The sequence below is a fragment of the Amycolatopsis sp. Hca4 genome (assembly GCF_013364075.1).
Classification (GTDB): domain Bacteria; phylum Actinomycetota; class Actinomycetes; order Mycobacteriales; family Pseudonocardiaceae; genus Amycolatopsis.
In genome coordinates this window covers 2,374,746-2,395,327 of record NZ_CP054925.1, presented here as the reverse complement: position 1 = coordinate 2,395,327, position 20,582 = coordinate 2,374,746, and the positions used below count along the sequence as shown (strand labels likewise).

At 68.1% G+C, this 20,582-nt stretch carries 19 protein-coding genes; 10 read left to right on the top strand and 9 right to left on the bottom strand.

Features of this window, described 5'->3' with window-relative positions; all coding sequences use genetic code 11:
- Positions 1-298: 298 nt before the first annotated feature.
- Entirely contained in the window at positions 299-913 is a 615-nt protein-coding gene (locus HUT10_RS10200; protein ID WP_176170959.1) for a TetR/AcrR family transcriptional regulator, read from the bottom strand.
- 97 nt (positions 914-1,010) lie between these two features.
- On the opposite strand from HUT10_RS10200, the gene HUT10_RS10195 reads away from it, so the two are divergent.
- Both HUT10_RS10195 and HUT10_RS10190 read left to right on the top strand, forming a co-directional pair.
- Positions 1,011-2,180: a S9 family peptidase gene (locus HUT10_RS10195; RefSeq protein ID WP_176170958.1), complete on the top strand. Its 1,170-nt coding sequence runs from the start codon at positions 1,011-1,013 to the stop codon at positions 2,178-2,180.
- A 133-nt stretch (positions 2,181-2,313) separates the two neighbouring features.
- The gene (locus HUT10_RS10190; RefSeq protein WP_254896798.1) at positions 2,314-2,688 is read left to right on the top strand and encodes an SDR family oxidoreductase; all 375 of its coding nucleotides are present in this window, start codon (positions 2,314-2,316) and stop codon (positions 2,686-2,688) included.
- Positions 2,689-2,722: 34 nt separating this feature from the next.
- Here HUT10_RS10190 and HUT10_RS10185 read toward each other — a convergent pair whose 3' ends face one another.
- A complete protein-coding gene (locus HUT10_RS10185; protein WP_254896797.1) occupies positions 2,723-3,511 on the bottom strand; it encodes a hypothetical protein in 789 nt (262 codons plus the stop codon).
- A 292-nt stretch (positions 3,512-3,803) separates the two neighbouring features.
- Between HUT10_RS10185 and HUT10_RS10180 the strand changes: the two genes are divergently transcribed.
- The gene (locus tag HUT10_RS10180; protein ID WP_254896796.1) at positions 3,804-4,430 is read left to right on the top strand and encodes a hypothetical protein; all 627 of its coding nucleotides are present in this window, start codon (positions 3,804-3,806) and stop codon (positions 4,428-4,430) included.
- A gap of 127 nt (positions 4,431-4,557) precedes the next feature.
- Here the strand turns inward: HUT10_RS10180 and HUT10_RS10175 are convergent, their stop codons facing one another.
- Positions 4,558-4,962 (bottom strand): Lsr2 family protein, encoded by a 405-nt coding sequence (locus HUT10_RS10175; protein WP_176170957.1) that lies wholly within the window; start codon positions 4,960-4,962, stop codon positions 4,558-4,560.
- 954 nt (positions 4,963-5,916) lie between these two features.
- On the opposite strand from HUT10_RS10175, the gene HUT10_RS10170 reads away from it, so the two are divergent.
- Together HUT10_RS10170 and HUT10_RS10165 are read left to right on the top strand one after the other, a co-directional pair.
- Positions 5,917-8,112, top strand: a complete 2,196-nt coding sequence (locus tag HUT10_RS10170; RefSeq protein ID WP_176170956.1) for an NACHT domain-containing protein — start codon at positions 5,917-5,919, stop codon at positions 8,110-8,112.
- 15 nt (positions 8,113-8,127) lie between these two features.
- A complete protein-coding gene (locus HUT10_RS10165; protein ID WP_176170955.1) occupies positions 8,128-8,283 on the top strand; it encodes a hypothetical protein in 156 nt (51 codons plus the stop codon).
- A 225-nt stretch (positions 8,284-8,508) separates the two neighbouring features.
- On the opposite strand, the gene HUT10_RS10160 is transcribed toward HUT10_RS10165, so the two are convergent.
- Positions 8,509-8,661: a hypothetical protein gene (locus HUT10_RS10160; RefSeq protein WP_176170954.1), complete on the bottom strand. Its 153-nt coding sequence runs from the start codon at positions 8,659-8,661 to the stop codon at positions 8,509-8,511.
- A gap of 926 nt (positions 8,662-9,587) precedes the next feature.
- On the opposite strand from HUT10_RS10160, the gene HUT10_RS10155 reads away from it, so the two are divergent.
- Positions 9,588-9,833 carry a hypothetical protein gene (locus HUT10_RS10155; RefSeq protein ID WP_176170953.1) on the top strand — a complete coding sequence of 82 codons (246 nt, stop codon included), beginning with the start codon at positions 9,588-9,590 and terminating at the stop codon, positions 9,831-9,833.
- A gap of 7 nt (positions 9,834-9,840) precedes the next feature.
- Here the strand turns inward: HUT10_RS10155 and HUT10_RS10150 are convergent, their stop codons facing one another.
- The gene (locus tag HUT10_RS10150; protein ID WP_176170952.1) at positions 9,841-11,049 is read right to left on the bottom strand and encodes a hypothetical protein; all 1,209 of its coding nucleotides are present in this window, start codon (positions 11,047-11,049) and stop codon (positions 9,841-9,843) included.
- Between the two features lie 326 nt (positions 11,050-11,375).
- On the opposite strand from HUT10_RS10150, the gene HUT10_RS10145 reads away from it, so the two are divergent.
- Together HUT10_RS10145 and HUT10_RS10140 are read left to right on the top strand one after the other, a co-directional pair.
- Positions 11,376-11,816 (top strand): NUDIX hydrolase, encoded by a 441-nt coding sequence (locus HUT10_RS10145; RefSeq protein WP_176170951.1) that lies wholly within the window; start codon positions 11,376-11,378, stop codon positions 11,814-11,816.
- Between the two features lie 256 nt (positions 11,817-12,072).
- On the top strand, positions 12,073-12,399 hold the full coding sequence (locus HUT10_RS10140) for a hypothetical protein (RefSeq protein ID WP_176170950.1): 327 nt from the start codon (positions 12,073-12,075) through the stop codon (positions 12,397-12,399).
- A gap of 508 nt (positions 12,400-12,907) precedes the next feature.
- Here HUT10_RS10140 and HUT10_RS10135 read toward each other — a convergent pair.
- From HUT10_RS10135 to HUT10_RS10120, 4 genes are all read right to left on the bottom strand, one after another.
- Entirely contained in the window at positions 12,908-14,104 is a 1,197-nt protein-coding gene (locus tag HUT10_RS10135) for a hypothetical protein (protein ID WP_176170949.1), read from the bottom strand.
- 8 nt (positions 14,105-14,112) lie between these two features.
- Positions 14,113-14,484 carry a hypothetical protein gene (locus tag HUT10_RS10130; RefSeq protein WP_176170948.1) on the bottom strand — a complete coding sequence of 124 codons (372 nt, stop codon included), beginning with the start codon at positions 14,482-14,484 and terminating at the stop codon, positions 14,113-14,115.
- Between the two features lie 100 nt (positions 14,485-14,584).
- Positions 14,585-15,475 carry a DNA cytosine methyltransferase gene (locus HUT10_RS10125; RefSeq protein ID WP_176170947.1) on the bottom strand — a complete coding sequence of 297 codons (891 nt, stop codon included), beginning with the start codon at positions 15,473-15,475 and terminating at the stop codon, positions 14,585-14,587.
- Positions 15,476-16,263: 788 nt separating this feature from the next.
- Positions 16,264-16,668: a DNA cytosine methyltransferase gene (locus HUT10_RS10120; protein ID WP_176170946.1), complete on the bottom strand. Its 405-nt coding sequence runs from the start codon at positions 16,666-16,668 to the stop codon at positions 16,264-16,266.
- Positions 16,669-17,204: 536 nt separating this feature from the next.
- On the opposite strand from HUT10_RS10120, the gene HUT10_RS10115 reads away from it, so the two are divergent.
- A complete protein-coding gene (locus HUT10_RS10115; protein ID WP_176170945.1) occupies positions 17,205-17,750 on the top strand; it encodes a hypothetical protein in 546 nt (181 codons plus the stop codon).
- A gap of 183 nt (positions 17,751-17,933) precedes the next feature.
- On the top strand, positions 17,934-19,979 hold the full coding sequence (locus HUT10_RS10110) for a pentapeptide repeat-containing protein (RefSeq protein ID WP_176170944.1): 2,046 nt from the start codon (positions 17,934-17,936) through the stop codon (positions 19,977-19,979).
- Positions 19,980-20,582: the final 603 nt, after the last annotated feature.

Sequence of the window (20,582 nt, the reverse complement as noted above, 5' to 3'; positions counted from 1 at the left end):
TAGTTGGGATTGGTGGGACGTACGGTATCGCATCGGAACGGTAGTGTCTTCGGTTCTGTTTGGTTGTAGTTGTCGTACGGCCCGGGGCTACCGTAGGCGTAGAAGTAGTGGGCGACGTTGTAGATTCGATCGGCGACGAGGGTGACCACCCCTTTCGGCGGTGGAGTTTCACCTTCACCCACGTGCTCCGCACGAATTCGGCTCTATCGCGTTCGACGCCGACGTCTCGCCGCGGGCCGTCGCCGACCGCGTCCGGGTGCTCAAGCCGATGTGACCTGTCCCGTGGTGCGGATGTGATCTACCGCTGCGCCAATCCTTTCAGGGCGGCCTCGATCGCGCGCGTCAGCGCGTCCAGGTACTCGTCCTCGATCGGGCGCTTGAGCACAAGCGCCCGGAAGGCCAGTGGCGCGATCAGCAGGTCGGTGCCCAGCTCGAGTTCCACGCCGGACGGGAGCTCGCCGCGGTCGATCGCGGCGCAAAGGATCGCCCGGGCTGCCGCGCGGCGCGGCTCGGCCACGCCGGTCTGCAGCACCTCGGCCAGCGTCGCGTCGTGCTCGGCTTCGGCCAGCAGCCCGGCGCCGATCCGGGTGATGAGCGGGTGCGTCAGCTGCGCGCGGAAGGTCGCGAACAGGTCCCGCAGGTCGGTGCGCAGCGCGCCGGTGTCGGGGGTGGGCGGCAGCGCGTCGGCGACCTTGTCCCGGATCAGCTCGGCGAGCATCGCCTGCTTCGACCGCCACCGCCGGTACAGCGCCGCTTTGCCCACCCCGGCACGCCGGGCGACCGCGTCCATCGACGTGCGCGCGTACCCCGTCTCGGCCAGCTCTGCGAACGCCGCATCGGTGATCGCGTCCGTCACTCGCGGGCGCAACACGGCCCCGCCGCTCACCCGGTTTCCTTCAGTGCTGTCGACCATGCCGCCCACTCTAGCGAACGGAACGGTTGCGTTCCATTTGCGTCCCTGCTACAACGGAACGAGACCGTTCCGTTCTCAATCAAGCCGGAGGCATTCGATGAAGTTCCTCTTCGACGACGAGTCCTTCTCCTTCGAGGCCCTGCGCGCCGCGGGCTACACCGCCCACGCCGGCGCCGACCTCGGCGAAGTCCTGGTCACCTGCCGAAACATCCCCGAAGGCGACGAAGCCGCCTGGTCGGCCCAGTGGGCCGCGACCGCCGCCCGCGTCGAGGGCATCGGCCGCGAAGCCCTGGCCGCCGGGCACACGGTCAGCGCGCGGGAAGCGCTGCTGCGGGCGTCCAACTACTACCGCGTCGCCGACTTCTACCTCCGCACCGACGGCGTCCACGAGGAGGAGTCGGCTCGGCTGGACAAGGCGTCCCGGCAGACCTTCGCCGACGCCGCCCCGCTGCTGGACACCCCCGCTCGTACCTTGGAGATCCCATACGAGGACACCACCCTGCCCGCGTACCTGTTCGTCGTCGACGACTCGGGCAGCCCGCGGCCGACTGTGATCTTCCACGGCGGGATCGACTCCACCCTCGAGGAGTACTACGTGGCGAGCGCGGTGGGCGCGCTGCGGCGCGGCTACAACGTCCTCGTCTTCGACGGCCCCGGCCAGGGCGCCCCGCTGCGCCACCAGGGCCTGTACTTCCGCCCCGACTGGGAAGCCGTGGTCACCCCGGCCGTCGATCTCGCCCGGTCGCTGCCCGAAGTGGACAAGGACAAGATCGTGCTGATCGGCATGAGCCTGGGCGGCTACCTCGCCGGACGCGCGGCCGCCTTCGAGCACCGCATCGCCGCGTGCGTGCTCTACGACGGCGTCTACGACCTGTACGAGCCCTTCGCCGCCGTCGCCGAGCGGGCCGCCTCGACTCCGGGTGGTCTCGATACGGCGATCGAGCAGAACACCATGGCGCGCTGGGTGGTGCGCACCGGTATGTGGTCCTTCGGGATGTCCACCTTCGAGGAGGTGGTCGAGGCGACCAAGGCCTACACCATGGCCGGCATCACCGACCGCATCACCTGCCCCACCCTGGTCCTCGACGCTGAAGACGACCAGTTCTTCCGCGGTCAGCCCCAGCGCGTGTTCGACGAACTGACCTGCGAGAAGAAGCTGATCTTTTTCAGCGAGGACGAGGGCGCCGGCGAGCACTGCCAGGAAGGCGCGCTGTTCCTCTTCAACCAGCGCACCTTCGACTGGCTGGACACCGTCCTCGCGCGCTGAGCTCGAGAGCGACAACAGGAATTCGCCATGACTCCCCCCGTACCCACGCACGGGTCGCACTGGTCACCGGAGGATCCGGCGGCATCGGACGCGCCGTCGTCGAACGGCTTCCCGGGAGGGTTACCACCTCGGCGTGCACTACTCGGCCAACAAGACCGCCGCCGCCGAGCTGGTCGAGCGCATCGCGGAGGCGGGCGGCTACGCGATCGCCGTCGGCGGAGACGTCGCCGACGAGGTGGCCATGGCCGCCGCCTTCGACGCGGTCGAGGACGCGTTCGGCGGCATCGACGTCCTCATGCACACCGCCGGCATCATGCGGCTCAAGCCGATCGCCGAGCGCAGTCAGGGTATGAGCACCGATTCAAGCCCGGCCATCTCGGCGGACGCGGCTGGCTTCTCCATCGCCTTCCGAGCGAACACCGGAACACTGCACGTCGCTTCGCCGAGCGGCGTCACCGACACCGGTCAAGGACAGGCCGCCGGCACCAGCCCCGCCATCGCCGGGTAGCGGTGCACCGTGAGCTGTGCTGTACGGGCCGCGGCTACCCCGCCGATCCCTGGTCGGCGATAGTGCTAGCGGAGCGAGCGACGTGATCCGCGGATTCCAGCAGCGTCGCCGGAGCCAGCCAGTTGGCGGCCCGTCGAGCTGATCTGATCGGCGCACCCGTTCGCTGCGCGGATGTTCGCCGGAAGGTCAGTTGCCGTCTTCGTCGCCGCGGTGCCCGTTGACGCAGCTGGTGGGTTTGTCGCGCAGGCACCCCTTGCCGCCCGCGACGCGCAGGCCGACGGCATCGAAGGCGGGTGACCCAGTTGGCGGCGATGGCCTTCTGGGCGGGGGCGAGCTGGATCAGGCCGGAGCACACGGCCGCGTGCAGCTTGTTCTCGACCGCGTCCTTCGGGTTCGGGATCTTGCCGGGTTCGACCCACAGGTTGCGGGGGTCGTCCGGGGCGCCGCCGAGTTCCAGGCTGACCAGGTGGTCGTACTCGCCCTTGTCGGCGGGTGCCAGGTCGTAGGAGCGGGCGGACGCGGCCTTCATCGGGGTCGTTTTCGACGTCGGCGGCCGGACGGTCTTAGTCCACCCGGTCTGGCAGATCGTGTCCTTGATGGTGTCCTGCCGTACCGCGGGGTTCACCGCGCCGGGAGTGCAGTGCGGATCGGGAAGCGGCTGGCCGTCGCGGCTGCCCAGCTTGCAGGTGCCCGGCCCGTGCATCGCCGCAGCGGAATCCCCGACCAGCAGGTCGCCCGAAGCCGCCCTCGGTGTAGTTGTCGGGGCTGGGGTCGCCGCGTCGGACGCGTGGCAGCCGGCGAAGGCCAGCGTGGCAGCGAGCACGGCAAAAGCCCATCGGACTGTGCCGGACCGGGAAGCGGGCACGAAGATCTCCTGCGTCAGCTACTGCGGTGGGGGAGTGAGACCCCGCCTTCGAGCGGACGAGATCCGACGGCTGTTCAACTTCTACCGGCTCCGTGGGCGTTGAGCTCACCGCCACGCCGTACCCGCAGGCGGCTGGGCCCGCCAAAGGTCGGGATGTTCCGGACGGTGCGGCAGCAACCCGGCGTGGTGAACGGTTTCGCTGTAGCGCCGTCATCTGGTGGCTTCTTCACTGTCACCCTGGCGTCGCCGGATGCTGCGCATGGTGATGACCACCGAACGCCGAGCCCTCGGCAGATTCGCTGTCGTTCTGCGAAAGGACCCCAGGATGAGCCGCCCCGTACGTCGCGTCTGCCTCACCGCCGCGGTCACCGTCACAGCCGGCCTGAGCGCTGCCCCCGCCTACGCTGCTACCGCCGGCACCGGCGTGGGGCCCCTGTCGACTGCGGCGTCGTGCTCGCAGGCATACCTGCCGCTTCCGGACCCGGCCTGCACGCCGGGCGCGAAGAACCCGGACGTCACCCAGTCCACCATCGGTTCGACGATCTGCGTGTCCGGCTGGACCGCGACGATCCGCCCGTCCACCAGCTACACCAACGGGCTGAAGAAGCAGGGCATCATCGACTACGGCTACACCGACACCAGCATGTCGGACTACGAGGAGGATCATTTCCTGCCGCTGGAGCTCGGCGGAGCCCCGAAGGACCCGCGTAATCTCTGGCCGGAGCCGCACTCGGGCAGCCCGAACTCCTACAGCAAGGATTCCGTCGAGAATGCGGTGAAGAAGGCTGTGTGCGCGGGTCAGGTGACGCTCGAGGACGCCCAGAACGCGATGTTGGACGACTGGACCACCGCGAAGTCCGCGCTCGGCATCAGCTAACGGCGCGGCATCGCGTCGGACTCCGCGCGACAGATGGACGTCCTCCGTCGGCGGCGATGAAGAACTCTCCTCGCCGCCGACGGAGTAATCACGGCGATCTCTCCCCAGTGATCGGCTTTCATGGGCGCTACTTTTTCGCGGCGGCGACCTTTCTGCGCGGTGCGCGCTTCCGGGTCGGGGCCGGTTCTGCGGCCTGCCGCTGTGCTTCGTCGTAGGCGGTGACGATCTCGGAGGAGAGACGGCCCCGTTCGGAGACCTCGTAGCCGTTCTCGCTGGCCCAGGCGCGGATCGCGCGCGAACGCTCGCGGTCGGCGGTGCCGGCTGTGGACTGGCCGGTTGCGACGCGCACCTTGCGGCCGCCCGTCTTGCGGCCGGCCGCGATGAAGCGGGCGAGCTCGTCGCGCAGCGCGGCGGCGTTGTCGTCGGACAGGTCGATCTCGTAGCTGATGCCGTCGAGACCGAACGGAACGGTGTGGGTCGCGGGGCTGCCGTCGAGGTCGTCCAGCATCTTGACGAGGACCTTTTGGGCCATGGGAATTCTCCAACTGGTTGGCTGTGCGTCCGCTGTGAACAGGCGCACGATCTGCAGGGATCCACTGTGGATGATACATACCGGTCGGTATCGCGGCAATTATCTTTCTCAGTGCTGAACGATATCCCCGACGTGGGTGCATGAACCTCGGGTGACACGTCGTGGCGCGATCTTACTGAGGGCAAGCCGCCGGGCACTCGGAAAAACTACGTGCAGCGACGGAATGGCGGCAATATCTCGACACGTCGCACGTGCTGGACTCGTGCTCGCGCGCCCGGCGCACCTGCCGCTGCAGGCGCCTCGGGTCGGTCGGGACGAGTCCTTGCTGGCCAGGGCGAACGCCTTCGGCGACGTTGCGTCTTGACTGGTATCACTCACCCCGAACATTTTCGCCATTACGCGCGTCGGATCGATTGGCGACCGGTGACCGAGAGGGCGCACGTCGGTTCGCCATAGGTGCCAGGCAGCCTGTTCGCGGCGAGACCGTTCGGCGCAGGAAGCACGATCGCGGAGGACTGGGACCGGAGCCACGACGACATGCCGGGTCCGTGCGTCAAAACCAGGTAGTGCGCATAGCCGCGATCACCATGCTTGTCCCTGCGGGTCGTCAAGGGGATCTACATCTTGATCAATCTGAAGCAAGTCGACGCAGCCGACGTCGCGAGCTGGCGGTTGTCGCCATTGGCGATCCTCCTGTGCCGCATCGGAGTGCTCGGGTGGGCTCCGGAATCGAAATGATCGAGCCGGGGATGCGCAACTCGACGCGGCGGTCGCTGTCCCGATCGTGCCGGGCGCCGGCCAACCGCTGTTAAATCGGCACGTCATCGGTTAGGGGAGCGGCGATCTCCGGGTTGCGGGTACACGAGTTGCGGTGGCGGTGCATCATGGCTCGCGGCGTGTTGGTTTAGCGGAAGCGAGTTGAGACGAGTGCGGCGATCCTCTGCCAGGCGAACCGTGGGCATCGTCAGCGGTGTCGTGTTCTGCGTGGCGCTCGTTGCCGGTCTGGTGCTGTTGCTGGTCGAGGGCGGCCTGGATCAGGGTGACAAGATCGCCAGTATCGTCAGTATGGTGATCGCCGGGATCAGTCTGCCGATTACGGTCTATACCGTGTACTTGTCGGCCCGGCAGGAGCGGCAGGCGACCGCCGCGGAGAGCCTGGCCGATCGGCTCGACACGTTCGCGGACATCCTGGCCGACGCGGTGCGGACGCAGTGGGAGTCGGAGGAACAGGTCAGGCGCGTGCATGACCCGTTCCCGCTGCCGTTCCGGTGGAGCACCGCCGATGCCGAGCTGACCGATCACTGGCAGAACATCAACGGCAGCCCGGACGACGACACCGTCCTGGATCTGGCCGGCCAGGGCGACAGCGTCGTCGACCTCTTCCGCCGGATCCCGTCCGGAAGGCTCGTCGTGCTGGGGGAAGCGGGTGCGGGCAAGACGATTTTGACTTCCCGGTTCGCGCTGACCTTGCTGGACGAGCGCGACCGGGGGACCACGCAGCCCGTGCCGGTGATCTTCTCGCTCGGGTCGTGGGATCCGGCTCGCGCGTCCCTGCGTGACTGGCTCATCGAGCAGCTCATCACCACCTACCCCGTGCTCGGCCAGCCGGGCGGAGCGGACGAGAGCGTCGCTGCCCGGCTGCTCGCCGCGCGGCGGATCCTGCCGGTGCTCGACGGCCTCGACGAGGTCACCGAGAGCCTGCGCGGGGAAGTCGTCACCAGGATCAACGCGGGCGTGCGGCTGGGTGATCAGTACCTGCTGACCAGCCGGCCCCGTGAATTCCGCGATGCCGTCGAGGCATCGGACGTGCTGAGGGCGGCTGCGGCAGTGCGGCTCGAGGCGCTGACGATCGACGATCTCGACCGCTACCTGCCGCTGACGACCCGGAAGGGGCGCGGCACCACGACGAAGTGGCACCCGGTCCTGGAGCACACCCGGCGCTCCGGCGTCGACAGCGCGCTGTTCGAAGTGCTCTCGACACCGCTGATGGTTGCGCTGGCCCGGACGGTGTTCAGTGACACCGACGCGGATCCGGCGGCATTGCTTGCTGTGGACAGTCCGGATTCCCGGACCACACGCGAGGTGCTCGAAGATCTGCTGCTCGCCGGGTTCGTGCCCGCCGTGTACTCCGATCAGGTCAGGGGTGCCCGGACGGATCGGGTGCAGCGGTGGCTGCAGTTCCTGGCCGGGCAGATCCACCGCCGCCAGACCTACGACATCGCCTGGTGGCAGCTGGTGCTGGCCGTCCCCAGGGCCGTGGTGGGCGCCGTGGCCGGATCGGTGATCACGGCGGCGGCGTGGCTCGCCGCGGGCTACCCCGGCTGGGCCGGGCGTTGGCCCGACCCCGTTCCTCAGCGCGCGTGGGTGATCGCGACCTTGGTGGCCGGCCTGGTCACCGGCATCGCCGGAGGGGCCATCGTGGGCCAGGCCCGGGGTATCCGGCCTGCCCCGGCGCGCATCCGGCTGCAGGTCCTGGGCCGGCTCGGGCAGATCGCCGGACAGCTCGCGGTCAGCTTGCGGGGCTGGCGCACCATCGCGTGGCTGGCCGTGTGGACCGTCGGTGGTGTGCTGTTCGGCGTCGCGGCGTCGGTGTTCGGTCACACTGGCAACGTCGTTCCCGTCGGGCTCGCCGCTGGTCTGTTCGCGGGTGTCGGCATGTGGTTCGTGGTGTCTTTCGTCCGTGCTCTCGGGACTCCGGTCGATCCCACCGAGACCACCAGCCCGGCCGAGCTGCTGCGCACTGACCGGCGAGCCGCGCTGCGTCAGGGACTTGCCGTCGGCCTGGGTGGGGCAACGGTGTTCTGGACGATGCTGGGTTTCGCCTTCGAGCCTGCGTTCGGTGTTCCCGTTTCCGTGGTGTTCGCCGGCGGGCGCTGGATTCCCGGATTCCTGATCATGGTCGTGGCGGGGCTGCTGATCTGGATGCTGTTCGTCACGGTCTGGGGTCCTTGGCTGGTGGCGCGGTTGTGGCTGTCCCTGACCGGACGCTTGCCGTGGCGCGTGATGCCGTTCCTGGCCGATGCCCACCGGAGGGGGGTGCTCAGGGCGGCGGGCGGGGTCTACCAGTTTCGGCACGCCCGGCTGCGCGACTACCTCGCAGGGCGTGGGAACCGCTCGACGCGACCAGTGTCCGAAAGGCGGCCGGCGTGACTCGTACTCCACGCGGTGGAGTACGAGTCACGGCAGGGCAGCGACTGCTATCGGCCAACCCGTCGCCGGATCGCCGAGCACGCCGAAGAATGGCGCCGCACCGCCGCCGCGCTGCAGTTCTGGGAGATCAACGACATCGCCCCGGGCTCGTCCTCGTCGGCAAGGACCTGAATCAGCCCGTCGCGACCCTGCGCGGCATGCGGGCGCCGAACCCGGCCCGCTTCCTCACGATCATGGACAAGACCGCCGGCGTCTCCCTTGCCGAGCGGCTGTGGACCATCTCCAGCGGAACGGCAGGAAGCGGGCCTCGAACCGCGCGGACCGCTACTGGCCCCGGTAGCGTCGAGCCCGCGGGTCGGCGCGCTCCCTCCCCCTCGGCGCGCCGACCCGCGCCCCCTACCGGCTGGCCGCTGAGCTCGCGAACGCCGTCAGCACCTCGGGGTGCACGATCAGGATCGCCGTGGCCAAGGCCGTGACGCTCACCACCGTGACGGCCGCGATGAGGGCGAGTTTCTGCAAGCCCGGCGGCGGGTTCGGCCCGCTCAGCACGGCTCCGAGTGCCCAAAGCCACCCGTCTCGGCGACCCTCTACGTCATCACCCGGGTCACGTCGAGTGTTAAGCTCCGACATGAATCATCTCCTACACGCACGTTGGTTTTGATTCTCCGGCGCCTGGACTGGTCCAACAGTTCAGGCGCCATCTTTTTCTTAGCGGCTTAGGATCCGCGTGCCTACTTAAACAATTACTGTCCCTTCTATACGAAACAACGACCCCGGCGCACTGAGTCCGAGGTCGTTCTTCCTATCGGGCGCGGGGGTGGGACCCGTCGCCTTTCGGTCGTTCAACACGGCGATCGTACACCGCGCTCTCGGACGCCGAGCACTGAATCACGGCAACGGCGCCAGGTCCGCGAAGACGTGCCGGGACACGCCGATGTTCACCCGGTCGTGTGGTGTGTCGGTGCTTGCAATCGCCCCTACTCGGTTGGGTGAATCTCGGCCCCAACTCGCCCAACCGAGGGGGCACGCCCGTCTTAAGGGGTGTGAGACACGTGCGAGGTGACACGGGAGCCCCACCGTCAGGGGTGCCCGGCCCGCCACTTCCCCCCGACGTCCGCGACACGATCGCCGAGGGGACCGCCGGATTCCCGCCCCGACGCAGCGCGCCATCGCGCGTGAATTCGGCGTGTCCGTCAGCATCGTGTACCGGGTCGCCGACTCGAACGCGCCTGGGAAGACCGCCGCGAGCAGACCGAGGCCGCCACCGCCGCCCGCGCCGCCGACCTCGCTCGCCGCCGGACTGAACTGCAGGTCGGCCTCCTCGACGACATCGCCGATCTACGCGACCGGCTGTTCGGCGACGTCACCCACCTGCACGTGGTCAAGAGCGACCCAGTTCAGCGAGGCCGTCCGCGAGACCGTGCTCCCGGCCGGGTCCGCCGAGTGGCGCACCACCATGCGCGATCATCGCGGCCGTGTGGCGGCTGGTGAACCTCGACCACCTTGACGCCAAGCCGCTTGCTGAATTCGAACCCGGCAACGCGTCGGTCGGTCCGGCTGGTGTGCTGGAACTGCAGCAGCAGCCTCAGGTGCAGGCCGCCGTTGAGGCCCTAGACGAACACCAGCGTGGACGGCGGGGTGACCGCGAACTGGCCGTTGTTGACCAGTCGGTAGATCGTTGTGGCCATCACGATCACAGCCGCGCCGCTGCGGGCCAGTGACGTGTAGTCATGCCGACCGTCGCCGGGTAGAACCTGGGCGGTAGCCGGAGTCACGCGGGACACGGCGGCGAGGCGGTGCGGGCAAGGTGTCGGAGCTAGCATTGAACGCGGGTACCGAACGTAGTGGTGCTAATGCCGGCTGTGACCGTGAGGCGGTGCGGGCGAGGAGCTGCTCGCCGAGGCGGCGGAGTTTGCGCTGGACGCGGGTTCCGAACGCGGCGGCCCGGCCGCAGGACGCGGCGGCCTCGAGCCAGGTCAGGGTGTCGTCGCGTGCCCAGGCTTGCGCGACCTGCAGCTCGTCCGGGCGCAACTGGGCAAGCACCCGGTGCACACGGTCGTCGAAGGCCTCCAGTCGCCGCTCGACCTCGACGTCTGGCCGCTGCGGCATCGAGCTGCCGACCAGCGCGCCCTGCAGAGCATCGTGGCGCGGGACCTGATCGAGGGAGCCCACGCGTTGGCCGCGGAATGGCGCCTCGGTCAGCAACCGCGTGCGGGTCATCTGGGTCTTGGCGTCCTCCTGGAGCTGGTGCTTGACTGTGGCGTTGTCGTGCTCATCGTCCAGGTCGGCGAACAAGATCGCTTCCCCGACGTGTTCGATCGTCTTCGCGGTCGGTCTGCGGCCAAGCCAGGTGGCCGCGAATGCCCCGATCGCGGCACGGCTGACCTCCGGCGGGTCGTACAACATCGACCGGCGCGTCTCGCGAGCCGCCCGAGTCACGCTGCCCGCGGACCGGATTGATCGCGCCGGTGCTTCTCCGGGCTGCAGGTTCGACACCGCCTGCCAATGCGACAGCAGGCTGATGTAGGACTTCGCGGCGTCCCTGCCCGGGTCGATGTAGCTGACCACCCGCAGGTTTGGTGTGCTCTCGTTGACAAAACTGAGCGGCACCAGGGCCTCGAGGTCCGGATCGAGGCCCCGAGCTAGGCCGAAGGGGCGGTTACGAAGGTGAACTGGGAGCTGCGACAACACCTTCCACAGCAGAAACATCAGCTCGGACTGGCTCCACGGCCGTGGCACCATTACGAGCTGCGTCGCCCGCCGCGTCAGGTCCGCGGCCGCGTCTTCGGAAAAGCCGCAAAGATCATCAAGTGCTGCTGCATCCGAAGTGCCGGCGCGCTCGAGCCGGCACCGGCAGGCTCGCTGGAGCCGGGGCAGGAGCTGCCAGGCCGCGGTGCCGAGATCGTCGTGTCCGGGTCCCATGTTGTTGATCCTCATCGATTCGCAGGGTGCCTACACCTACTAGCCGCGCGGACCGTACCCATTGTCAAAAAACTTTCCTGCGGTGGCCGTCGAGTATCGCGCGGTAGGAGGTGGGCGGTGGGAGTTCGCCAGAGCAGATGCCATGCTCGGGTCATCGGCGCCGCAAGCCGATCCAGGACCACATGACTGCGGCGACCCGGCGATTGCTCGAAGTTGCTGGCGTCGCCTCTGGAGAGTGAAGGGCTACCCGCAGTAACAGTCATGTCGGGTATGGGTATTCTCGCCCGGCATGACGCAAGCACAGCCGCTTTCGCCGGAGGAGCACTACGCGTCGTGGGAAGATGGTCGGCGGCGCGGGCTTGATCATTCGCGACGCGCGCGATCGTGTCCTGCTGGTGCACACCACCTACGGCGACCAGGAGTGGGAGCTTCCCGGCGGCGGGCTGGAGCCCGGCGAGTGGCCGTCGGACGGGGCGGTACGCGAGGTTCGCGAGGAGATCGGTGTCGAGGCTAGGGCAGGGCGGCTGCTTGCCAACGACCTCGTTCCCTACACCCTCCCGGACGGCCAGCCGGCGTTACTGACCAACTGGCTGTTTGACGGCGGTGTCATCGACCCCGTCCGGATCCGGCCAGACCACGTCGAGATCGACGAGGCACGCTTCTGCGACCGCGAGGAATACCCCCAGCTGCTCCCTGAGCACATGGCTCGCCGCGTCGACCAATGCTTCGAAGCCCTGCGAACTGGGCGGGCCCTGTGCCTGCACCAGGGACATCTGCCTTAGGCCTGACGCTGCGCCCGCATCGGCGTCGGCGACCGAAGGCAGGCCACCATCGCGGAGCACCGGAACACCCGACGTCGACGCCCGGACCGCCGAACATGCGCCCGCTCGTCGACACCACCCTGGTCGACCCATGTCGGAAACAGTGGCGCGAGCACCGTCGCAACCCGTGACGGTGACCATCGTGACAGTGTCAGCGGGGATCCAATCTGCAACGTCAGGGTTCCTTGACGGGTGCTGTCAGGGTATCTTGACGGCTATGGGTAGCAGATCTCGGTGGCAGGACGGCCGTCGTGCCTGGCAGCGGCTCAACGGCTGGCATCAACGTGACCCGGCTGCGTCCCCCGGGCACCCGGACACCGGAGAGGCTGCACTACGAGCGCTCGAAGACATCCACTTCGTGCGGGCCCTGCTGGACACCGCCGAACTCAATGCGGTCGCCACTGCCCGCCGGGAGAACCGCAGCTGGGCCGAGATCGCAACAGCTCTCCACCTGAGCAAGCAAGCCGCCTGGGAGAAATGGCATGACCTCGGCGCGGACCAGGCCGAACCGATGACTACGCTCGGCGAACATACAACGAGATGAGCGTCATTCGCGAATGCTCGTCGGCTGAGGTGCCGGCCCACGATGCTCATCGAGGAAGACAGAACTGGACCCTGCCTGTCGCGGGTGCAGCCCATACATGTCAACGGCGAGTGGAGCAGCAGCGGTCACGCCGTCGTCATTGGCCTTGACTGGTCGGCTGGACGATCCCCTTCGTGCGATCCCGGGCGCTACCCCGCCATCGGCGGTCACGCAGCGCAAGTCGCAGATCTGCCACGCCTTGTTCAGTCAGAGCGCGACCGCATCTGCTGCAGTCTCGACCTCGCTGAGGCTGAAGGTGGACGGGCCGGTGATCCGCTGGGCGCACGAGTGCATCCGTGACCTTCTGCGGAATGCTCGATGGGAGTAGAGATCGCTCAGCCCGGAGACTGGGTCGTTGAGGCCGTCGGCCGACCCGGCCTGCTCTTCGGCTACGGCAGGCTCAGCGAACGCGCCATCGCCGACGGCGCCGCCCTGCTCACCGCCACGTTAGCCGACCTGCGCGGCTGGCCTAGACGAGCCCGTACCGGTCCGCGAAGTCGCCGAGGCTCATCCCCACGTACTCGAGGAACCGCTTCCGGAACTCGCAGTCCGACCAGTGGCCGTTGTTCGGCGGCGGATAGGCCAGCGAGCACAGGTGGCCCTTGTGCTCCGGGCACGTCAGGTGAGTGCACGCGTTGCGGATCTGCCGGTGGGGCTGGCCGAGTCGCACCATCACCCCGGTCAACTCGTCAGCGATTGTCAGGATGTGCACCACCTCCCGCTGCTCATTCTCCGGTAGTCCCAAGAGGACACCGGCAATCCTGATCCGCCCGTCCTCCGCGATCGTCAGGGGTGGCGTCAGCGCTCGGCCCGCGTCCTCGCCCAGCGCCGAGCCGTAGTTGGACCCGAACAGCATGCTGGACGGATTCGCCGCCACGAGATGGGCGGCTGCGATCGGGCCGGACCTGGCGAACATCATGCCGGCGGTGTTCCACTGCGGTGTTCGCGACATCTTGTGGCCGTTGGCGAAGCGCAGAATCAGCGAGTCGAACGGCAGGAACGACTCGAGCACATCGGCGGGCTTCATCTGGCGTGACCGGATCGGATCCTCGTTCAGTTGCCGCAGCATGGTCGCGAACGCCTCGCCGGGGCGCCCGTAGTGAAGAGCGGCGAAGACCAGCGTGGAGAACAGGCGCAGCCCGTGCTCCGGCCCGAGCAGGCGACACAGGGCGTCGATTGCCCTGAGGTAGACAGGATCTTCGTTGACCCAGGACCGGAGCCGTTCGAGACAGGCGACCGCGCCCTCCGAACTCGCGAGCGGTCGGAGTGGCTCGACGCTGGCGGCGCCCTCGATCAGGTGGCGTGCGGAGAACCCCAGCCCGTCGATCGGATCGGCCCCCGACTCGTCCTCGATGGCCTGTTCCAGTACGGCAAGCTCCCGCCGGAGCCGACCGATGAACTCGTCGGGCCGGCCAGACTGGAGCCAGCGGATGAACTCCGACAGCAGATGGCGGTAGTCCTCGCAGTAGGCGAAGAGGAAGGGAGTCGTCAACGCGTGGAGTTGGTGCACCATCTCGTGCAGCAGTGTCAGATCGTTCGAGTCCGGCTCGCCCGTCCAATCCGTGGTCTCGAGGCTTTGGACCCGAACGATTCCGGTGCTGTAGCTCAGCGAACCGCGCTCGCTGCCGAGGATGTAACGGAAGTGGGCCTCTGGGTCGTAGTCCACCGGCGCGGTCAACCCGCTTCGCGGACGTTCGTGATCATGCCCAGCGGCGCGAGATCCAGTTCCGCTTGGTCGATCTCGGCCGTGATGGTGATCGTGCACGACCCACGCAGGCCCTCGACCAGCACGCGCACCGGCTTGTCGGATTCCCTGCTCCCACGCGACCGCCGGGACCGCAGCCATTTGCCGAAGCTCTTGATCGCCTCGACCACCACCGGAGTCCCGGTGGTGATGATCGCGACAACGATGACGTCGGCCAGCGCCGCGCCGGCAGGTACCCCGGACTCGCGGACCTGCGTGCCGTCGAGCGCGATCAGATCCTTCTCCAGTTCGCGCAGTTCCTCGACAGACGTGGCACCGCATGAGAAGCGCACAGCGGTCATGGCCGACCCCTCCTTTCGAACGGGAACCCTTCAGTTGTCGAGCCCGGCCGCCCGCCCGTTACCCCAGGTCCGTAACGTTATTGACACAACCCGGCTCAGCTCACCGGCTTCGTGAGAAGGGGCCATCGCAGTTCGCGGGATGACGGCGGACAGGACGGCGCGGGCGGGGCGGGACGGAGTTGCCGATCTGCTGGAAGATCTTCGTGCCTGAGCCCTGCCAGGGGTAGTTCGGCGGGAAGGGCTGGAGGACCGCGGCCTCCTCTATCGAGATTCGGGCGTCGTCGGCCGCGTTGGAAATCCAGCGGCCCGCGTTCTTCTCCGCGTAGATCGGCTTGCGGGCGCCAGAGCCTCCGACCTTCTCCCGGTCCGGGCCGCCGGTGGTGCCGGAGGCGATGGGCGGGTAGGGCCGGTGGGTCATTCCCCAGTCGATGACGTCGGCCATGTTCAGCCACGGGAGGAGGTCCTGGTCGCTCTCGTGCTTGCCGACCTCGCGCTTGCCCGGCCGGTGCGTCGGCGCCGGGAGGGCGACGTCGCCGTGGAGCCGGGCGATGAGGAAGGCACGCTTGCGGGTCTGGGGTACGCCGTACTGCTCGGCGGAGAGCTTGCCGGTCGCGACGGTGTAGCCCTCGCGCTGGAAAGATCTCGGCCATGTACTCCCAGACCGACATGACGGTGGGGACCTGCTCGAAGGCGAGCCACTTGTAGGGCCGGTCGTGGTCGAGCGCGGCGAGGACCCAGCGCAGCGGCTCCAGGACCGGGCCGGTCCGCTCGTCGGCGAAGACGGAGAAGTCGACGACCTGGCGGCCCTCCAGCGTCTTCGCGAGCTGATCGACGGTGTCGAGCGCCGCGCGGCCCGCGCCCTTCCCGCCGCGGAGAAGGTCTGGCAGGGCGGGGACGCGATGAAGTCGGCGACGCGGTCGAAGTCGAGCGGGTGGAAGTCGCGGACGTCGCCCTCGACCGTGAGGAGCCGGCCGCTCGGCGCGTCATGCACGCGGCGGCGTCCCATTCGACGCCGAGCGCGGCGAGGCCGAGCTGCTGGGCCGCTACGTCCCATCCTCCGGCGCCGCCGAAGACGTCGGTGGCGTGGGGTTCTTCGCTGTGAAAGTTAGGCATTCCCGGGAGGTCTGCGCGACCTCCCGGGGCTGCTCACTTCGCGCGCTGGCTATGGGCCCGAGCTACCAGCAGAGCCAGGCTCCTCTTCCGCTATCTCGGTGCTCGCCGGCTTGGCGGGCAACTTGTCGTCGCTTGCCTCCGGCGGCCTGCCGAACTCGAACACAAACGGTCCGAACTTGACTCGGATGTAGCCGTTGGCAATTCCCCTGGCCAAGCAGGCGGAAGCGATGGAGAGCGCGGAGAGTACGGCCACTAAAATGATCATGTATACGGAAAGGTCAAACACAGTTGGCCCTTGCTGGCCGGTTACGAACCCGGAGCCCGTTCGCCGGCCGAAAGTAGACCGTGCCAATGAGCGGATCGCGACCTGTTGTCGACGTCCAAAGGTGACCCGGCTCCGGTAGCTCACAGCTAGTCAGGCCACGTTGCTCATAACCCAGACGCAAATCTCGATTCGGCGGCTGTAGGGGGCGGGCGCGGCTTACTGGGGCCGTACGGTCGCAGTGTGCTATAGCAACCGTCCGGATAGCACAGAATGAATGCCACACTGTGTGGCGACGGTGTTCAGTGCTCTGCGGACACTGTGCTGCATATGAAGGGTGCCATGCACATCGGCATGATCGCCAGCAACGGTTGTATCTCGAAACTGGCGATCATGACCATTCGTCAAGCGGTTACGTCGGCGAGGATGACACGGGCCAGGACCGGCGGGATCGCGCTGCCGATCTGCTGGAACGCCTTGGTCCGGACGCCCTGCCACGGGTGGTCCGCGAGGAAGGTCTGGAGGGCGGCGGCCTCCTCGACGGTGACGCGGACCGGCTCCGAGTCGACCCCGCCGTCCTGGGGCCAGCGGAGCCAGCTCCGGGCCTTCTCGGTGACGGTGAAGCTCGGCCGGTCGGTGCCGCGGAGGTCGCGGGCACAGTACTCGGTGCCGTTGATCGTGATGGCCCGGCCGCCCGGGTCGACGAGCCGCGGGAAGCCGACGAGCCCAGCCGGCCAGCCGAGCGCCTCGGCCATCGAGACCCAGGGCCGGGGGCTCGGGTCGCCGTCGGCCTGTATACCGTCATTCACGAGGCGGCAGTGAGCCAACACCTGGAATGAGACGGTGCTGCCGGGGCGTTTTGCCCCGAGGATCGCGGGGGAGCGGATCGGCAGCACGTCCGCAGAGAAACCTGCCACCTTCGCGATCTTCACAAGCTCGGGCTTCTCTTGCCTGCGACCGGCCGCCGGCGTCTCAGTGAGCTGGACTCCTCGACCGAAATTTCATGGAGTCTGCCTGTCGACACATGCAGCGGTGAAACCGCTGCGGGGGAAACCGGTGAACCAGGACACGTCGAAGACGTCGGCCAAGTCGCGTCGATGCCCATGGCCGGTCCCGCTGCCTTGGGCGCCGTCAACGGTCCCGTATCCACAGGAGGGACAAAACCACTGATGCTCTGTTGGTCGTGGCAGGTTGTCGGGTCGGCCTCGATGGCCGAACCAAGCAGGTAACAGATCCCGTGCGGCCACGCCGCCGGTGCCGATGTCAGCTCGGTTAACCTGCGTCTCGGTCGTGGCGTCGACCGGCAGCGGCAGCGGCCGCGGGCACGGAGAACGGGGGAGAGTACGTGACGGCGGACGTGCACCTGCGGGCTCTGGACCGCGCAGAAGTCACTGATGACGATGCGGCTGAGGGGCGGTGGCCTCGACCGCGGACGCAGTGCACCGCTGACCTTGACCACACTGGTGTTCTGCTGCCGCAGCGTCCGCAGTCGCGGCCGCAACCGTGGCTGGCCGCCAGTGGACCGGGCACCCGCGGTGGCGGCTGGGATCCGTGGAAGTTCGACAACCACCGAGCCGGACGCATGCGCACCGAGGACCTGTGTCAGCTGTGCGGAACGCCGCGGACGGACATCGTGTACGTGCTCGCACCGGTCGAGCAGGTCAGCACGATGGCGGAGATGTACGGCGGTGCTGTCTGCTCGCTGCGCTGCGGGCGACTGACTGCGGCGGTGTGTCCGCACTACACCGCTGCCGGCTCACCGATCGCTATCTACGCTGTGCCGCGGCACGAGCGTGTGGATTTGGTCGGCTGCGACCTGGACAACGACGACGAGTACGACATCGCTGGTCTTGACCCCATCTGCGTGGTGACGACCGCCAACACCTCGTGACATGCTCCAGAAGCTGCCGTCGCCCGATGGGTGGGTCCTACGGCTGAAGCTGGCGTCGCGCGTAGGTGAGGCCACCGGGCATCGCGGGCGACGATGACGAGGCTCGGCGTGGGGATCGAACGGCTGTGCACGCCCTTGAGGTGGTCTGCAACATCGTGGCCGGCCTCAGCGACGTAGATGAGCATGACCGACGACGTCACGCCACCGCCCCCGAGTCCGGGCGTTCCCGCTGCGCCGCCGTCCGCCACCACCGCGCGGCGGGACCGCCTGCGGGAGCTCTCACCGAGGGCGATGTGGCTGACTGCTGCGGTGATCGCGGTCCTGACCGCGGCCGTGGTGGTGGTGCTGTGGTGGCCAGCGACTCGCGGGCTTAACGGCGCCGAGTTGGTGACCGCACGGCTGGACGCGCTCAAGATCGGGTTGAGTATCGGGGTGGGCAGCGGTGGTGTGGTCGCGTTGTACCTCGCCTGGCGGCGCCAGGACTCCACCGAACGCACCCTCGCCCACCAGCAGGAAGTCCACACAGCCACGATGGCTCACCAAGTGAGAGTGGCCCTCAGCACCGAACACGACGCCGCCCAGCGGCGGCAGAACGAGCTGTACCTCAAAGCCGTCGAGCAACTCGGCTCCCCCGAGGCCGCAGTCCGCCACGGCGGCCTCTACGCCCTCGAACAGGTCGCGCAAGACGACCCCAATCGGCAGCAAACCGTGGTTAACGTGATCTGCGCCTACCTGCGGAGCCCCTACACTCTACCGTCGGACACCGCCGGATCACGGCCGCTGGGAGTGCGTCGTCCCCTGATGAAATCCACCGACCGCCCCCGCACACCCCCGACCCCGCCTGGCAACAGCGCCCGTGAAGCTCAGCTGCAAGAACGAGAAGTACGTCTCACCGCTCAACGCGTCCTGCACCAGCACCTGCAACCCGGCCCAGACCCCGAGCACCCGCGAGACGATTTCTGGCCCGACATCGACATCGACCTCACCAGCGCCACTCTCATCGACTTCTCCCTCGCCGACTGCACCGTCGCCAAGGCTTCATTCCGAAAAACGACCTTCACCGGCGACGCCCAGTTCGACGGCGCGACCTTCACCACCGACGCCCACTTCGACGGCGCGACCTTCACCACCGACGCCCACTTCGACGGCGCGACCTTCACCGCCGACGCTCGGTTCGACGAGGTAAAGTTCGGTGGCCGAGCCGCGTTTAGCGGTGCGACGTTTGGCGACAACGTTCTGTTCAGTTTGGCGGACTTCGGCGGCTACGCCTGGTTCGATGACGTAAAGTTCGGCGGCTCCGTCCAGTTCGGCAGGGCGAAGTTTGGTGGCGACGCTCGGTTCGCAAGGGCGGTGTTCGGGGGCGGCGCCGTGTTCGAGGGGGTGAAGGTCGCTGGCGACGCCGTGTTCGCCGAGGCAAAGATTGGTGACGATGCCAGGTTCGGCAGGGCAGTATTCGGCGGCCACGCCGTGTTCGGCGGGGCGGAGATCGGTGGCGGCGCAGATTTCCGCGGGGCGGTGTTCGATCGCGACGCCAGGTTCGGCGAAGCCGTGTTCGGCGCCGACGCCGTGTTCGACGGGGTGAAGTTCGGTAGCCGCGCGGGGTTCGGCGGGGCGGTGTTCGGCGGCGACGCCGGGTTCGGCAGGGCAGAATTCGGTCGCGACGCCGGGTTCGATGAGGCGGAGTTTGGTGGCGACGTCGGGTTCGGCAGGGCGGTTTTCGGCGGCGGCGCTGGGTTCGACGGCGCGAAGTTTGTCGGCGACGTCCGGTTCGAAGGGGTGAAGTTCGCTCGCGACGCCCGGTTCGGCAGGGCGAAGTTCGATTGCCGCGCCGGGTTCGGCAGGGCGGAGTTTGTCGGCGACGCCTGGTTCGGCACGGCGGCGTTCGGCGACGACGCCTGGTTCGGCGCGGCGGTATTCGGTGGCGGCGCTGGGTTCGGTGGGGCCGTGTTCGCTGGTAGCGCAGCGTTCCTCGACGCGAGGTTCGGTGGCGACGCCGGGTTCGGCGGGGCGGTGTTCCGCCGCGACGCCGGGTTCGGCAGGGCGGTGTTCGGTGGCTACACCGGGTTCGGCGGGGCGCAGTTCGGCGGCGTGGCCTGTTTCGACGATGCGGTATATGACGACGGGCGCGTATTCGACCCGGCTGAGCATGGCGTACCCCGTCGCGCTGATGAGCCCGATCACGAGGGAGACCCAAACCCGGCGCAGCAGCGCCAAACCCCTCCTTCGTAGACTTTCAATAGCCGGGGCCTACCACCATTTCGGCCAGAGGGGTTCGATCCGCAGTCCAGCGGCTTCCTGATGCGAGCACGGGCTCGCCGGCGCGCGCGGCGCTCCGACACGAGTCCAGAACGCTGCCGCATCGGGCTCGTCCGGTCGGTTGGCGCTCCAGCTGAACCCGCCACCACGAGCCGCTGCCGCGCGTGCCAGCACCCGTCCCACACCACGGCGCCGGACACGAGGTCGACGTGCAGACTGAGCAGCACCCCTCGACCGGGTACAGCGACAGCCTGACCTGGTCGTAGATCGTGGCGCCCCGGCACAGCTGACTCTGGCTGGTCCCAGCTGGACGGCGGGCGGGACGACGACGAACTGCAGTCGTGGATGGTTATCCCGCAGGGAGCACCGTGAGTCCTTTGCTGCGGAAAGCAGCTGACCGGCTTCGAACGGCAGGTGGATCTTCCGTCGAGTCGGCCCGCCAGCCTTCCGCCTGGGAACGGTGCCCTGCAGGTTAGGCACCTCAGCCGGGCGTTCTCTTCGGTTCCGGGCTGTCCCCGGGATCGACGCCGATCGGCGTGTCAGCTACGTGGACTTCAAAGCGGCCTGGGTCATAAC

Coding starts and splice junctions, on each gene's coding strand:
- HUT10_RS10195 (WP_176170958.1), top strand. CDS start 1,011: ATGAAGTTCCTCTTCGACGACGAGTCCTTCTCCTTCGAGGCCCTGCGC.
- HUT10_RS10140 (WP_176170950.1), top strand. CDS start 12,073: ATGGGTAGCAGATCTCGGTGGCAGGACGGCCGTCGTGCCTGGCAGCGG.
- HUT10_RS10180 (WP_254896796.1), top strand. CDS start 3,804: ATGCTGCGCATGGTGATGACCACCGAACGCCGAGCCCTCGGCAGATTC.
- HUT10_RS10110 (WP_176170944.1), top strand. CDS start 17,934: ATGACCGACGACGTCACGCCACCGCCCCCGAGTCCGGGCGTTCCCGCT.
- HUT10_RS10200 (WP_176170959.1), bottom strand. CDS start 913: ATGGTCGACAGCACTGAAGGAAACCGGGTGAGCGGCGGGGCCGTGTTG.
- HUT10_RS10145 (WP_176170951.1), top strand. CDS start 11,376: ATGGTCGGCGGCGCGGGCTTGATCATTCGCGACGCGCGCGATCGTGTC.
- HUT10_RS10130 (WP_176170948.1), bottom strand. CDS start 14,484: ATGACCGCTGTGCGCTTCTCATGCGGTGCCACGTCTGTCGAGGAACTG.
- HUT10_RS10150 (WP_176170952.1), bottom strand. CDS start 11,049: ATGAGGATCAACAACATGGGACCCGGACACGACGATCTCGGCACCGCG.
- HUT10_RS10175 (WP_176170957.1), bottom strand. CDS start 4,962: ATGGCCCAAAAGGTCCTCGTCAAGATGCTGGACGACCTCGACGGCAGC.